Origin of the sequence: Burkholderia aenigmatica (assembly GCF_048627025.1) — a bacterium.
Classification (GTDB): domain Bacteria; phylum Pseudomonadota; class Gammaproteobacteria; order Burkholderiales; family Burkholderiaceae; genus Burkholderia; species Burkholderia aenigmatica.
The window spans coordinates 1979003-1994036 of the sequence record NZ_CP184469.1; the positions used below are offsets into that span (position 1 = coordinate 1979003).

The 15034-nt window shown below is 64.6% G+C and carries 10 protein-coding genes; 3 read left to right on the plus strand and 7 right to left on the minus strand.

All coding sequences use genetic code 11. The features are described from left to right. Positions 1 to 2: 2 nt before the first annotated feature. From ACN8ZM_RS25795 to ACN8ZM_RS25805, 3 genes are read left to right on the plus strand one after another with little or no spacing between them, the layout of a single operon-like run. A complete protein-coding gene (locus ACN8ZM_RS25795) occupies positions 3 to 767 on the plus strand; it encodes an acetoacetate decarboxylase (RefSeq protein WP_175691119.1) in 765 nt (254 codons plus the stop codon). A 43-nt stretch (positions 768 to 810) separates the two neighbouring features. Then, positions 811 to 1746 carry a 3-hydroxyacyl-CoA dehydrogenase NAD-binding domain-containing protein gene (locus ACN8ZM_RS25800; protein WP_234621213.1) on the plus strand — a complete coding sequence of 312 codons (936 nt, stop codon included), beginning with the start codon at positions 811 to 813 and terminating at the stop codon, positions 1744 to 1746. A gap of 60 nt (positions 1747 to 1806) precedes the next feature. Then, entirely contained in the window at positions 1807 to 2592 is a 786-nt protein-coding gene (locus tag ACN8ZM_RS25805; protein WP_175691120.1) for an enoyl-CoA hydratase-related protein, read from the plus strand. 45 nt (positions 2593 to 2637) lie between these two features. Here ACN8ZM_RS25805 and ACN8ZM_RS25810 read toward each other — a convergent pair whose 3' ends face one another. The 7 genes from ACN8ZM_RS25810 to ACN8ZM_RS25840 form a co-directional block, all read right to left on the minus strand. After that, positions 2638 to 3651, minus strand: a complete 1014-nt coding sequence (locus ACN8ZM_RS25810) for an AraC family transcriptional regulator (RefSeq protein ID WP_234621215.1) — start codon at positions 3649 to 3651, stop codon at positions 2638 to 2640. 49 nt (positions 3652 to 3700) lie between these two features. Beyond that, positions 3701 to 4714, minus strand: coding sequence for a LysR family transcriptional regulator (locus ACN8ZM_RS25815; protein ID WP_321812064.1), 1014 nt, complete (start codon positions 4712 to 4714; stop codon positions 3701 to 3703). Positions 4715 to 4900: 186 nt separating this feature from the next. Next, positions 4901 to 7483, minus strand: coding sequence for a LuxR C-terminal-related transcriptional regulator (locus ACN8ZM_RS25820; RefSeq protein WP_420211143.1), 2583 nt, complete (start codon positions 7481 to 7483; stop codon positions 4901 to 4903). 302 nt (positions 7484 to 7785) lie between these two features. Then, positions 7786 to 9786: an acetoacetate--CoA ligase gene (locus ACN8ZM_RS25825; RefSeq protein ID WP_420211144.1), complete on the minus strand. Its 2001-nt coding sequence runs from the start codon at positions 9784 to 9786 to the stop codon at positions 7786 to 7788. Position 9787: 1 nt separating this feature from the next. After that, on the minus strand, positions 9788 to 10477 hold the full coding sequence (locus ACN8ZM_RS25830) for a hypothetical protein (RefSeq protein WP_420211145.1): 690 nt from the start codon (positions 10475 to 10477) through the stop codon (positions 9788 to 9790). A gap of 146 nt (positions 10478 to 10623) precedes the next feature. Beyond that, positions 10624 to 12885 carry a hydantoinase B/oxoprolinase family protein gene (locus ACN8ZM_RS25835; RefSeq protein ID WP_420211146.1) on the minus strand — a complete coding sequence of 754 codons (2262 nt, stop codon included), beginning with the start codon at positions 12883 to 12885 and terminating at the stop codon, positions 10624 to 10626. Positions 12886 to 12899: 14 nt separating this feature from the next. Next, positions 12900 to 15029 (minus strand): hydantoinase/oxoprolinase family protein, encoded by a 2130-nt coding sequence (locus ACN8ZM_RS25840; protein ID WP_420211147.1) that lies wholly within the window; start codon positions 15027 to 15029, stop codon positions 12900 to 12902. Positions 15030 to 15034: the final 5 nt, after the last annotated feature.

Here is a 15034-nt window from a genome sequence, read left to right on the forward strand (position 1 = left end):
AAGTGACCGAACAGGAATTGCTTGAACAGGCCTATGCGATGCCGCTCGTCGGCCCGGCCTACGCGAAGCCGCCGTATCGCTTCGTCGATCGCGAATTCATCATCATCACGTATCGGACCGATCCCGCCGCGCTCGAGCGGCTCGTTCCCGCGCCGCTGAAGATCGTCGAACCGATCGTGAAGTACGAATTCATCAAGATGCCTGACTCGTCGGGGCTCGGCTCCTACACCGAGTCGGGCCAGGTCATCCCCGTGACGCTCGACGGCGTGGCGGGCGGCTATACCCACGCGATGTACCTCGACAACCTGCCGGGCATTGCGGCGGGACGCGAGCTCCTCGGCTTTCCGAAGACCCTCGCGCAGCCGAAGCTCGAGGTGCGCAGCGATACGCTCGTCGGCACGCTCGACTACAACGGCGTGCGCGTCGCGACGGCCACGATGGGCTACAAGTATCAGGCGCTCGACACGGAAGAAGTCCGCCGTTCACTCGACGGCCCCGGCTATCTGCTGAAGATCATTCCGCACGTCGATGGCAAGCCGCGCATCTGCGAGCTGGTCAAGTACCGGCTGAGCGACCTGGTCGTCAAGGGTGCATGGACAGGCCCCGCCACGCTCGAGTTGCATCCGCACTGCTTTGCGCCCGTCGCGCAGCTGCCGGTGCTCGAGGTGCTTTCGGCGACGCACATCCTCACGGATCTCACCCTGGGTGCAGGTGAAGTCGTACACGACTACCTGGCACCGTCGCGTCGTGACCATCGATTCCGTTGATGCCACGACCCGCGTCATCATGAACGACTCTGGAGAGTTGAAGATGTCGAAGCAAATCAAGCGTGTTGCCGTGATCGGCACCGGCGTGATCGGCGCGAGCTGGACCGCGCTCTTTCTCGCGAAGGGTCTGGACGTTGTCGCCACCGATATTGCGCCGGATGCCGAAGCCAAGCTCCGTCAGTATGTCGACAACGCGTGGCCGGCCCTCGAAAAGTTCGGTCTCGCCCCCGGCGCGTCGCGCGACCGGCTGACGTTCACCGCCGATACGCGGACCGCCATCGCCGGCGCGGACCTCGTCCAGGAAAACGGCCCGGAGCGGATTGCCGTCAAGCAGGCGCTCTATTCGCTGCTGGACGAAACGCTGCCGGCCGACGTGATCATCGCGTCGAGCTCTTCCGGTCTGACGATGAGCGAGATCCAGTCGGCCTGCGAACGCCATCCCGAGCGCTGCGTGATCGGCCATCCGTTCAATCCGCCGCACCTGATCCCGCTCGTCGAGATCGTCGGCGGCAAGCAGACCTCGCAGGACACCATCGAACGCACCATCGCGTTCTATACGAGCCTCGGCAAGAAAACCATCCGGCTCAACAAGGAAGTGCCCGGCCATGTCGCGAACCGCCTGCAGGCTGCGCTCTGGCGCGAGATCGTCCACCTGGTCGCCACGGACGTCGTGAGCGTCGAGGATGCCGATACCGCGGTGTGCTGGGGACCCGGCTTGCGCTGGGGCGTCATGGGTCCGAACATGCTGTTCCATCTTGGCGGCGGCCAAGGCGGCATCGAACACTTCTTCGACCAGTTCACCGGCCCGATGACCGCATGGTGGGAAGTGCTCGGCTCGCCGCAGATTACAGCGGAAGTGCGACAGAAAATGACCACCGGCGTTCGGGAAGAAGTGGCTGGCCGGTCGATCGACCAACTGGCCGCGCGCCGCGATGAAGTGCTGCTCGGCCTGCTTGCGCTGCGCTCCGAAGAACGCTGACGCATCCGACAGCCGCCGTGCAGATCGCGGCGGCCTCTTTCCACTCGATCATCGACCCTCATGCAATCTCTTCTGAATCTGTCATACGAAAAGCGCGCTGGCATCGCATACGTCACCGTGAACCGCCCGAAGTCGCTCAACGCGCTGAACCATGCAACGCTCGACGAAATTCGCGCGGTCATGGAAGACGCGCGCGACGATTCCGCCATTCACGGCGTGATCCTGACGGGCGCCGGCGACAAGGCGTTCGTTGCCGGCGCGGACATCAGCGAAATCGCCCCGCTCGGCGCCGTCGATGCCGCGACGTTCACGCGTCAGGGACAAACCACGTTCGATCTGATCGAAAACCTGGGCAAGCCGGTCATCGCAGCGATCAACGGCTTTGCGCTCGGTGGCGGCTGCGAGCTTGCGATGGCCTGCACAATCCGTCTTGCGACGGAACGTGCGCACTTCGGGCAACCCGAAGTGAAGCTCGGTGTCATCCCGGGGTTCGGCGGCACGCAACGCCTGCCGCGCCTGATCGGCAAGGGCCGCGCAATGCAGCTGATCCTCACCGCGACCATGATCGACGCTGCCGAAGCCTACAGGATCGGCCTCGTCAACGAGGTGGTGCCGGCCGATGCGCTCCTCGCTCGGGCCGAAGCGCTGCTCGGGCAGATCGTCGCCAACGCGCCGCTCGCGACCCGATTCGCCATTCAGGCCATCAACCGGGGGCTCGACATGAGCCAGGACCAGGGCATGCTCCTGGAAAGCGCACTGTTCTCGATCTGCGCGGCAACCGACGACAAACGAGAAGGTACGTCGGCGTTCCTCGAAAAGCGGGTCGCCAACTTCAGCGCCCGTTGACGCTACCGGGGCGGCACGGCGTTCGCGCGCTCGGCGCCTTCGCCGTCACCGGCCGACGGATCGCTCGGTATTGCGATACGCGGCCGGCGTACTACCCGTCCAGTGACGAAACGCGCGATGAAATGCAGTCGGATTGTCGAACCCGACGTCGTACGCGATTCCCGCGATCGTATCGTTGGAGTGAGTCAGCCGCTGAATCGCGATGTCGCGCCGCACTTCGTCCTTGATGGCCTGAAAAGTCGTGCCTTCGACTTCCAGACGCCGGCCGAGCGTACGCGTCGAATAATTCAGCGCGTGCGCGACCTGATCGATCGTAGGTGTCTCAGGAAGGCAATCCGCCATGTAACGCCAGACCTGGTGGCACACCATCTGGTCCACGAACGTGACAAATATCCAGTCTTCGGGCGCTCGCTTCAGGAACGCCTGAAGATCCGGTTTGCGCTGCCTGATGGGCATCGTGAGATAGTTCGCATCGAAGCGAAGACAGGTCATGGCTTGATCGAACTTCACCGGGCCTGGAAACAGGTAAAGATGATCGCCCGCCTGTGCCGAGCGAGGAAACTGGAAATTCACTTCGACAAGCGGAATCTTCTGGCGAATCAGCCACGATGCGATGCCATGAATCAGCTTCAGCACCAGTTCGCAACCGAGCGCGCTCACACCCGGGCCTTGAGGCTCGATGGTCAATCGAACCATGCCGGTCCTGCCGTCCTGCCTGGATTCGAGTGTGAATTCTTCCAGGAGGATATGAAAGAACTGCGTGAGTCGATATAGCGCGACCTCGAGCCGGGGCGCGTCCAGCAAGCTCAGACAGAGAAATTTGAGCGTGCCCTTTCTCAATCGTCGGCTGAAAATACCCGGCATTTCGTCGTCCAGCTCACTGGCCAGCAGACGGTAGAGCGTGGAGAATTGCTCCTGCGTCACACGGGCCCCTGGCTTGCCAAGCAACTCGTGTGGAATGCCCGACAGCTCGGCCAGTCTGGCAATCGTCTCCCGCTCGGCGCCGGAAAGGAAGCCGTTCACGACGGTAATGGGAACGGTGGCGGTCAGTGGATTCAAGTCGGCTACCCGCAATGTCGAAGGAAGGCCATGCTGTCGTGTGCGCTGCTCACAGCGCGCTCGCGTACCGCGCATCTGCGCCGGCATCCACGCCTTCCACTGGTCTTGCTGGCTCGCCGTCGGCTCCCGGCCCGGCATACGCCGCAAACGTCTGCTCGTCGCGTGCCAGCATCGACGGCAACGTGTCACGCATCAAATCGACCCATGTCCGGATTTTCGCATCCAGATACTGGCGTGACGAGTACAGCACATACACATTCATGTCGTGGGTGCGATAGTGCGGCAGCACACATGCAAGCTGCCCATCGCGCAACCCGGCGACCGCTGAGTAAAGCGGCAGTAGACCGATGCCCATGCCGCTCCGAATCCCCGCCGCCAGCGCATCTGCGTCGTTGACGCGAAAGGCGGGCGTGACCGGCGCGCTCGCCTGTACACCATCCGGGCCGATCAGTTTCCACGCGTCATGCCCAGTCGGCGTCGCGAGCAAACCAAGGCAGGCATGCCTCTCGAGATCCTGGAGCGTGGCCGGCGCACCGTGTGTGTCGACATATCCGCGCGACGCACACAGGATGCTGAAGGTCGCCCCGAGTCGCTCGGAAACCACGCCGGATTCCGGAAGATGGCGTTCGAGCGCGATCGACACGTCCAGGCCCTCTCCAATCAGGTCGGGCCGCCGCCGGGTCGTCAGCAAGTCGATCCTGACCTCTGGAAAACGTTGCCGATAGCCTGCGACGAGCGACATCACATAGTGCCGGTCCAACCCGTTCGCGCAATGCAGCTTCAGCTTTCCGGACGGCCGCGCATGGGCGTCGCACGTCTCTGCCTCTGCCTGTTCGAGGTAGGCGAGTATCTGGTCGCATCGCCGCCAGTATCGTTCGCCGGCCTCGGTCAACGAGACGCGGCGCGTCGTCCGGTTCAACAATCGGACCGTCAGGTGCCGTTCGAGATCCGACACCACGCGTGAAATCCGCGTGGTGCTTATGCCGAGTTGCCGGGCCGCCGCCGAAAATCCGCCGGCGTTGACCACACCAACGAACAGGCGCATGTGTTGAAGCGTGACCATGGTTTCTTCCGTTTGGAATAAACGGAATTTTTGCACGGGAATCCTGATCGATTGCCCGCAACGTTCGCAAAATTGCGTTACGTATCGCTTTGTCGTTTTGCACAATTCCGGTTGTGCGAAAGTGCTCGATTCTCCGCACCGCCTTCTCGAACTGTGCCGGCAAATCCGTGCCCGTTACCCCTTTGGTTACCGCGCGTCCGACTGCGCCTTGAGAATCGCCTGCGCCCGACTCTTGACGTCCAGCTTCAGATAAAGGTTCTTCAGGTGAAACTTCACCGTGTTCTCGGACAGGAACAGCTTCTCGGATATCTCGCGATTCGACGCTCCGCTGCACAGTAACCGCAGGATTTCATCTTCTCGCTGCGACAACAGGTTCGACCACGCCGTCTTCTGGACGTTTGCTTTCGGATTTCTCTCTGCACACTCCACGCCATCGAGCATCGCCGCCAACTCCGCGCCCTCGTCGAACAACGCACGCGTACAGCCGCCCGCCCGAGCGGCGTCCTGCGCACCTTGCAACGTGCGCAGCGCCAGCCGCGTGTGCCCTTGCCGATGCTGAACCAGCGCCTGCAATACCTGCAGCTTGACAGACAGGAGCGGTCGCGCCGGCACGATGCCGAGCGCCGACTTCAGCAATTCGGAGGCCCGGTCGAGCTGCTGTTGCGACAACGCAAGCCGGATGCGGCCAAGCAGCGGGCCGCTCAGCATCTCCGTCACCGGAATCCATGCTGGATCCGGCGATGCGGCATCGCCCGATACCTGCGACAGCAACGCATCGATGCGCGTCGTCTCGCCGCTGCGCCCCGCAAGATACAGACGCTCCCACACAATCATCTCCCGCACGCTCGACCAACGATTGTGAAAGCTCAGACGCTCGAGCGTGTCGAGCGCGTCGCGCGCCTGAAGCATCCGGCCGCGCGCGGCATGCACGCGCGCGATCGACACCATCGACAACGCGACGAATTCCGGCACCGTCGCGAGTGCGATATCCTCGCCGAACTGCGCGGAGAGTCGCTCAACCGTGTCAAACTGGTCTGCCTCGTAACAGGCCCAGATGCGCGACGCCGCCAGCGCCGCGGCCGACATGCCCCGGTTCACGTACGGACTGCCCGCGTCGCGTCGCATGCCGCGAGTCGCATGCGGAGCATCGGTAGCCAGCCGCGGCTGCGCGCTCATCACCTGCAGGATGCAGCGCAACGCGAGCGTATAGCCATGACTGAACGCGGCCTGTGCATGATCGTTGTGGCTGTTCGCCAGCACCAGCAGGTGATGGGCCCGTTCGTCCTCCCACTCGGCCATCGCGCTGAACGCAAGGAGATTGGCCGCCGCGCCGAGCTCGAAGGCCTCGAACAGGCCGGACGCCGGCTGACGCAGCGCAGGCACGTCGGCGAGCCGCGCCGCGCCGCGCAGGTCGTTCCCGAATAGCAACGCCATCGCGAGCACGACGTCGGCGCCGTGCCCGTCGCGCGTTTCGGCAAGATATGACAGCAGCGGATGGGTCGGCCCGCCGCGCCGCAGGAACACCAGCGCCCACGCGATCTTCACCGCGAGGCTCCGGCAGCCGAGCACCTCCTGCAACGGCAGCCGGTCGAACCAGTATGCGACCGTCACCAACTCGGCACCCTCGACGAGCCGGGACGCCCAGTCGTCCAGCGTCGTGATCGCGAGCGAATACTCCCGTGCCTCGACGGCATGGAACATCGCCTCTTCCGGCACGCCATGGCGCACGTACCAGTGCGCGGCGCGGCGGTGCACGTCGATCACGCGCGCCGCATCCTCATGCGTGAGCCGATCGGACAGGAAGCGGGCGAACAGCCCGTGATAGCGATACCATCCCGGGCTGCCGTCCAGCGCCTCCACGAACAACCCGTCGCGCTCGAGCTGCCGCAGCACCGCGTCCGCGTGCTCGAACCCGGTCACTTCCTCGCAGAGCGAGCCGTTCAGGCGCCGCAATGGCGACGTTTTCAGCAGGAACGTCCGCACGTCGGGCGGCTGTAGCGCGAGCGTATTCTCCGACAGGTAGCGAACCAGCTCGAGCGGCGTGCAGTCGCGCATCTCGTCAAGCGCATCCCGGATCTCGTCGCGCGCAAGCGCCAGCTTGAACAGTTGGAGCCCCGCCGGCCATCCCTCGGTGCGCGACTGGATGAACGCCTCCGTTTCCGCATCGATCGTGTCGGCGGCATCCGCGAGGAACACGGCCGCTTCGTCCGTCGAGAAACGCAGATCCTCCATCCGCAACACGAGCGCCTCTTCGGCAACCTGCAACGCGCTCACGCCGACGTCCGGCAGGTTGCGAGATCCGATGTAAACGCGACAGCGCCCGGGCAGCGCATCCAGCAGATCGCGAAAGAAATGCAGAATCGCCGGCTCGTGAATCCACTGGAAATCGTCGATGCAGATGCCGATCGGACCGTCGATCCGCGCGAGCTGGTCGAACACCCAGTCGAGCATGTTGTCGGACGGGCGCACCGGCTGCCCGGTCGCAGCCACGCCGGCCTCCTCGACCATCTGCGCGATCAGCGAGATGAAATACGCTTCGAAACGGCGTGGATCGTTGTCGTTCTCGTCGAGCGCGAGCCACGCCATCGTCCAGCGCTTCGCGCGCCCTGCCTCCATGATCTGCTGCAGCAGCGTCGACTTGCCGCTGCCGAGCGGGGCCTGCAGGACCACGATGTGCGGCACGCCGAGCCCCGTCACGCGATCGAGCAACGCGCGCCGGACGATCGCGCCGCGACGCGCGACGGGCGGAAAGAACTTGTGTTCGCGCAAGTCCGCGCCGTGGCGGCGTGGCCTGCGTCGCGTCGAATTCGGGGAAGCAGTCACAATCGTCCGGATGGCGTGGAAGAGAAGGCATCGTGCCTCAATCGCGAAGCCGCTTCAAGCATCGCCGGCCGCCGGCTCCGCCGCACGCTCGTCCGGCAGCGGCGGCGTCCAGCCCCCGACACGCGAAAATGCCGAGAATGCCGCGAACGGATTGCAGCAGAACGGGCGCAGGCAGCCTGCATCATTCGACGTTCCGTCGTCTCGGCTATCGCCCCCCGCCGCCCGCGCACCGGTTACGAGCGACTCCGTCATCGCGGCACCGTGCCGGCAAAGGCAACGTATGCGTCGAGCGCCGCCGGATTGGCCATCGCATCGCGACTCGCCGCGCTTTCGACGCGCTGCCCCATCAGGATCTTGCGCACCGGCACCTCCATCTTCTTGCCGGTCAGCGTGTACGGAATCTGCTCCATCGCAACCATCACGTCCGGCACGTGGCGCGGGCTGCACAGCGTGCGCAGCCTCTCCGCGATCCGCGCGCGCAGCGCGTCGTCGAGCGCCCCGCCGTCGCGCAGGCGCAGAAACAGCGGCATGAAGTAGCGGCCACCGGGCAATTCACAGCAGACGACGAGACTGTCGGCCACGGCTTCGATCTCCTCGACGACGCGATAGATTTCCGCCGAGCCGATGCGCACGCCGTGGCGATTCAGCGTCGAATCGGCCCGCCCATAGATGTAGCAACCGCCGTGCGGCACGATCTTCATGAAATCGCCGTGCCGCCACACGCCGGGGAAATAGTCGAAATAGGACTCCCGATAACGTGTGCCGCCCTCGTCGTTCCAGAAATAGATCGGCATGGAGGGCGCCGGCCGCGTGACGACGAGCTCGCCGATCTCGTCGACGACCGGCTCGCCGGCGTCGTTCCACACGTCGACCGCCATGCCGAGCATGCGCGCCTGGATCTCCCCCGCCCGCACCGGCAGCAGCGGCACGGCACCGACGAGCCCGCTGCACAACTCGGTGCCGCCAGACTGCGACGTAACCCACAAATCCGGCTTCACGCAGCGATAGAACCACGAGAATGTTTCCGGCGTGCTCGGCGCACCGCTCAGGATCACGCTCCTGACGCGCGACAGGTCGAATTCGCGGCCGGGCTCGAGGCCGGCCTTCTCCATCATCTGCACGAACGTCGGGCTGCCACCGAAACAGGTCGCTCCCGCATCGGCGGCAAGCCGCCACAGGCAACCCGGCCCACCATGCATCGGGCTGCCATCGTAGAGCACCGCAGCCGCGCCCGTCATCAGCGACGCAACCAACAGGTTCCACATCATCCAGCCGGTCGTGCTGTAGAAGAACATCACGTCGCCGGCGTGCAGATCCATATGCAGGTGCATCAGCTTCAAATGCTCGACGAGGATGCCGACGTGGCTGTGGACGATCGCCTTCGGCAAACCGGTCGTTCCCGACGAAAACACGATCCAGAGCGGATGATCGGGACCCACGCGTTCGAAGCGAAATGCGTCGGGCGGCACTTCGGGGCCGTCCAGAAGCGCGTGCCACGGATGCGTCGCGCACGGCAGTGTCGCGGCGCCGTCCGGCAGCACATCGGTGTCGGACGACAGCCATACGAGCGTCTCCAGCGACGGCAGCGCGCGCGCGATCTGGAACGCTTCCTCCGTGCGCTCGAACATCCGGCCGCCGAAGCTGTAGCGATCGGCCGTGATCAGCACCTTCGGCTCGATCTGCCGGAAGCGGTCGACCACCGTACGCACGCCGAAATCGATCGCAGCCGACGACCATACTGCTCCGATGCTGGTGGCGGCGAGCATCGCGATCGCGCATTCGGGCACGTTCGGCAGATACGCGACGACGCGGTCGCCGGGCTGCACGCCCATCTCGCGCAAGCGCGTCGCAACGCGCCGCACCTGGCCGGCGAGCTCGACCAGCGACAGCGTGCGCAGCGGTTGCGTTTCGCTCGCGTAATGGAACGCCGGCTGCGCCGCGTCCGCATGCGCGGCATGCTGCAGCACGTGTTCTGCGTAGTTCACGCGCGCATCGGGAAACCAGCGCGTGTGCGGCATCGGCGCGCCATCGGTCACGCGACGCGCCGATCCGTCGAACTGCACGTCGAACCACTGCCAGATCGACGCCCAGAACGCGTCCGGTTCATCGGTCGACCATCGCCACAGCGCATCGTAGTCGGCAAACGCCAGGTCTCGATCGGCCGCGAGCCAGTCCATGAAACGCGCCAGATTGGAACCGCGCATGAACGCGTCATCCGGCGTCCACATCAGTTCGCCTTCGTTCGTCATGTCAATGCCTTTCACGTAATAGCGCAATGCGCGCGAGGACCGTTTCGGGATGTGCCAACGCGGGAATTTCCGCGACGTCGAATGTGTCGGGGCCCGCTGCCGGCAAATCGTCTTCGCCGAACCAGAACGCCGCGGGCACAACGACTCCGGTCGGCCCCGGGCCGCACGTCGCCGGCGCGATCGCGAAGTCCGGCGCCGCAGCACCAGTGAAGGCGACCGAAGCCGGAACCCGCAGCCCCCATTCCCAGCCATAATGCCGCGCGACGTTCGCGACCGGCTGAAGCAGTTCCAGCCCGTGCACGGCGACGTCGGCATCCCATCGGAGCGATTCGCGCATCAGAACTGCGTCCACTCCGGCGGTCGCGAAAGTGCGCATGAAATCCGCCACGCACGCCGCCGCCGCGTCGGCCGCGTCTTCGTCGACTTCGACGCGCGGCGTGCCGCTCGCGAAAGCGAATGCGCGCGCCGCCCAGTCGCGCGGCGACGGCAGATCCAGCACAAAGATCGCGTCGGGCAACGCTGCGCGCAGCGCGACCGCCAGCGCCGCCACGTGCGCACGCACCGGCTCGCTTGAAAGATACGTTTTCAGCGGCAGATGCGCGCGCTTTGTCTTGCCTATCAGCTCGGCGGCAAGCGCCGAATCGCGTGTGAGCCACGCATCGGCCACCTCCGCGAGCGGCAGCGTGAGCACGTCCGGGCGCAGCAGGCCACGCGCATGCCGCGCCCACGCCACGCACGCGGCACTGTCGAGCCACGGTGGCGCGTCACCCGTGAGCAGCGGCGCGCTATAGCCGGCGTGATCGAGCCATAACAGGCGACGCGCGCGGCTGGCTTGCGTCAACCCGGGCATGATGACGCCTCCGTGTTCAATGCGTCGAGACGCGCTTCCAGTTCCGCGATTCGCACGTCCTTCGGATCGAGCATGTACGCGCCCTGAAGCTGGTCGGCCGGCATCGTGACGCGCTGGCCCATCGTCGTCGCGTAGATCTCCGCGTTGTCGCTCCAGCTCCCGAAGTACGGCAACGACGCAGGCGGTTCGGGCGTCACCCATTCCGCGCAGAACGCATCGAACGGCCGGGCACGGGCAATACGCGCAAGCCGCTCGGCAGCCCGTGCGTCGGCGGTCGCCTCGACGTCCACGACCAGAGTCTGCTCGTCGTAGACGACCTTGTAGATGTCGCGTGCATTCTCGTGCGACATCAGTTCCTCGCGCAGATCCTTCATCACGAGCGCCGGATCGCGTTCGAGCACGTCGCCGTAACCGCCGCCCGAGCCCTGGCAGATCATGTAGATCTCGCCTTCGTTACAGATCTCGAACGTCATGCCCATGTCGTGGCTGCTGTACTTCGCGCCTGGAATCGGGCGGTTGTTCATCAGGTCGACGATGTCGAACGCATCGACGGCTTTCGGATTTTCCTCCAGCACCTTGAAGATGTTGATGCCCTTGATCTTCATCAGCTGATAGCTCGGGCACGAATAGCCGCCGAACAGCCCCTGCGCGGACGGAAACTTCGAACCCTCGCAGCCGGTCATGAAGCCCCACAGCCCCGACCCGCGAGCGGTCGCGATCTGCTCGTAGCCCATCCCGCCGCGATACTTGCCCCAGCCGATCCGGTCCTTCGCGAGTCGCTGCGCGCCGAGGCGGATGATCGGCGTATCCTCTTCCGCGATCTCGTGCTCGCCGGTATCGCACATGAAGCCGAACACGGGCGAGATCGAATGTTCGCCGTCCGCATGGCTGCGCGCACCTTGCCCGTTACCGTTGATGTCCGCGCAGAAATTGCCTGTCACGTCGCCGTGTTGCGTGAGGCCGCCGTAGATGAACGTCGCTGCCTGATCGTATTGCGACGCGATCACCGCGGAGTAGCGATGCGGCAGGCTGTAGCTGAGCTTGTTCATCGGGATCGTCCAGACCACGCAGCCCTTGAACAGCGGCATCAGGCTCATCGCCTGCGGCATCTCGCCCTCGGCGTCGAGGATGGAGTTGCGATCGGTGATGATCTCGATCGGCGACAGCACGGCCATCGTGTGCGGCAGATCCGGCCAGATGTTCTGCAACAGCCCGGTACACAGCGCCGCCTTGAAAGATGCGATGTTGGTGTTCACCGAGCGGTTCAGGAACTGCGGTGCCGAGCCGCGAAAATCCATGATCATCCGGTCGCCCTTCACGGTGATCGCACAGGAGATTTTCTGCAGCGCGTTCTCGCGCAGGCTCGAATCCATGAACTGCAGCACGCGCGTCGTGCCGTCGGGCAGCTCGCGAATCCGCCGACGCATCTCCGTTTCGACGTCTTCCAGATGCGAGCGCAGCGTGCCGATCAGCGCATCGCGGCCATACTGGTCGAGCAATGCGATGATCCGGTCGCGCAGCCGAAGCACCGCATGCAGCTTGACCTTCATGTCTTCGAGCTGCAGCCGCGGATCGCGCACCGAGTTCTGCAGGAACGTGACGAGATCGCGCTTCAGCTCGAAATTCTCGACGATCTTGAACGGCGGCATCTTGATGCCTTCGTCGTACTTGCTCTCCGCCTTTGCGGGCAACCCGCCCGGCTCGGTCGAGCCGTTTTCGCCCTCGTGAATCGTCGACGACAGCCAGCAGACCAGTTCGCCCTTGTAGAACAGCGGCATCATCATCGACTGGTCGGTGTTGTGAATGCCGCCATAGCGCGCGTCGTTGTGGATGAACCCGTCGCCGTCCTTCACGCCGACGGTCGGATCGTCGGTCCAGTTCTTGATGATGAAGCGGATTGGGTAGAAGCAGCACGCGGCGAACGCGATGATCCCGTGCGGCGCGATCATCGACAGGTCGCCCTGTGCAGTGTAGATCGCGGTCACGAGGTCGCCCCATTTCGCACCCGGCGCCGCCCCCATCTGGTTCACCATCGTGAACGCCTCGGACAGCGCCGAGTTGATCAATCCGCGTACATGGTGAACCTGGTGCGGATCGACGCCCTGCTCCAGCACTTCCTGCTCGGCCTTCGAGCGCGGCAGGATGCTGTGGTTGCGCATGATCTCCGGATCCGGCCCGAGGAACAGCGTGTTGTCGGCGATGAACTTGTCGAGCAGTGCCCGGTCTTCCGCATTGATGTCGTTTTGCATGTCGAACTCCTTGCTTACTTGCGCAGGAACCACGCGCCGCCCTGGGCCGTCGCCTGGTAGATCCATCCCGGTTCGACGAGGAACGTCGTCGCGCGTGTGGTGATGACGGCCGGCCCTTCGATCCGCGTACGCTCGGCGCGCGCGCGGTCGTCGTAGATTGCGGTGCGCAGCGGCCCGTCGTGTCCGACGAAGTGGCAGTCGCGATGACCGACCGGCTCCGGCGGCGGCAGCGGATCGTCACTGACCGTCAGCTTCGCGAACTTCACCGACGGTTGTTCGACATACGCGCACACGCGTAGCGTATTGATCCGCACGCCCGTTTCGGGGCTCTGCGAGCCTTCGCCGAAGCGCGAGCCGTAGCTTTCGTGGAACAGCTCCATCAGGGTCAGCACGTCACGCTGGCTCTTTAGCCGCGACAGCGGCGTCACCACCGCCGTCTGCACGCGCTGGTTGCCGTAGCGCATGTCCAGTTCGAGCCGGTAGCGGATCTGCGCCGGATCCATGCCCTGCCGTTCGAGATCCTCGCGCCCGCGCCGCTCCAATTCCTCGACACCGCGGTTGAACGCGTCGAAATCCGCGAAGAACGATTTCGTGTTCGGATTGAACAACACCGTCCACGTATTCATCTCGTGAATATGCATCTGGTTCACCGTACCGGCACCGCACGCGGAGAAGGTCGACGAATACGGCGGTGCGAGGACACGACTGATGCCGAGCGCGGCCGCGATCCCGCACGCGTGCAGCGGGCCGTTACCGCCGTAAGCGAGCACCGTGAAATCCCTCGGCTCGTAGCCGCGCGTGCGCAGCTCGGTCGCGATCCCGTTCGCCATCGACGCGTCGACCTGCTTCTTGATCAGCTTCGCGGTCTCGATCACGTCGAGATCCAGCTCGTCGCACAAGTCGTCCTGCATCGCCTGCTTTGCGCGACGCGGGTTCAGCGGGATGCGGCCGTTTGCATAGTTTTCCGGATCGAGATAGCCGAGCAGCAAGTCTGCATCGGTGACGGTCGGATGCTGGCCGCCGCGGTCGTAGCAGGCCGGCCCGGGGTCGGAGCCGGCCGATTGCGGACCGATCTCGACGGTCTTGTACATGCGCTCGTAACGCGCAATCGAGCCGCCGCCCGCGCCAAGCGCGACGAGATGCACCATCGGCACACTGACGAGCCAGCGATCGATCACCGGGTTGAAATCGTAGAATTTCTGCCCGCCGCTCACGACAATCCCGATGTCGAAACTGGTGCCGCCCATGTCGGTCGCGACGACGTTGCCGAGCTCTGCGGCGGCGGCCAGGTATTCGCTCGCGGCGATCCCCGACACGGGTCCCGAATGGACCGTCTGCAGCGCATCGGTCGAGTTGAGCTGCGCCATCCCGCCCGAGTTGTGATTCACCAGCATCGGCTTCGCGTAGCCCTGCTGGCGCAGGTTCAGCTCCAGCGTGCCGAGCCCGTGATACATGATCTGATGCAGGAACGCGTCGATAATCGACGATGTCGCCCGCGAGTACTCGCCCTTTCGCCCGACGACCTGATGCGACAGCAGCATCGGAATCGCACCGAGCATGTGCGCCGGATATTCGTCGAGGAAAATTTCGCGCACTCGCAGTTCATGCACGGGATTCACCACGCTGTTCGTGAACATCACGACGAGCGCCTGCGCGCCGGCATCGACGAGTTCGCGAATGCGCAGCCGCACGTCGTCCTCGTCGAGCGTCCAGAATACCTGGCCCGCATAGTCGATGCGCTCGCGCACCTCGCGGATCAGCGGAATGGGGACGAGCGGATCCGGCCGCGCGGCATTCGGGATATCCATCTGCTCGGGCTCGGACAGCCCTTCACCGTAACCACGCGCACGGGACAACGGAACCGTGTGCTTGAAACCCGTGGTCACGAGCAAGCCGACCCGCGGCCCCTTGCGCTCGATCAGCGCATTGGTACCGAGCGTCGTCGCATAACGCACGGAATCGACCTCGGACAGAAGCTGCGTCGGCGTCAGTTCGAGCTGGCGACACGCGTCCGCGAGCGAGTCGTTGAAGCCGACCGCGAGATTGTGATGAGTGGTCAGCGATTTGCCCTCGACGCACTGCTCGCCCCACGCGACAAAGCAATCCGTGAAGGTGCCGCCGATGTCGACGGAAACACGTTTCATGAGCG

Coding starts and splice junctions, on each gene's coding strand:
- ACN8ZM_RS25800 (WP_234621213.1), top strand. CDS start 811: ATGTCGAAGCAAATCAAGCGTGTTGCCGTGATCGGCACCGGCGTGATC.
- ACN8ZM_RS25805 (WP_175691120.1), top strand. CDS start 1,807: ATGCAATCTCTTCTGAATCTGTCATACGAAAAGCGCGCTGGCATCGCA.
- ACN8ZM_RS25815 (WP_321812064.1), bottom strand. CDS start 4,714: ATGGTCACGCTTCAACACATGCGCCTGTTCGTTGGTGTGGTCAACGCC.
- ACN8ZM_RS25825 (WP_420211144.1), bottom strand. CDS start 9,786: ATGACGAACGAAGGCGAACTGATGTGGACGCCGGATGACGCGTTCATG.
- ACN8ZM_RS25835 (WP_420211146.1), bottom strand. CDS start 12,885: ATGCAAAACGACATCAATGCGGAAGACCGGGCACTGCTCGACAAGTTC.
- ACN8ZM_RS25840 (WP_420211147.1), bottom strand. CDS start 15,029: ATGAAACGTGTTTCCGTCGACATCGGCGGCACCTTCACGGATTGCTTT.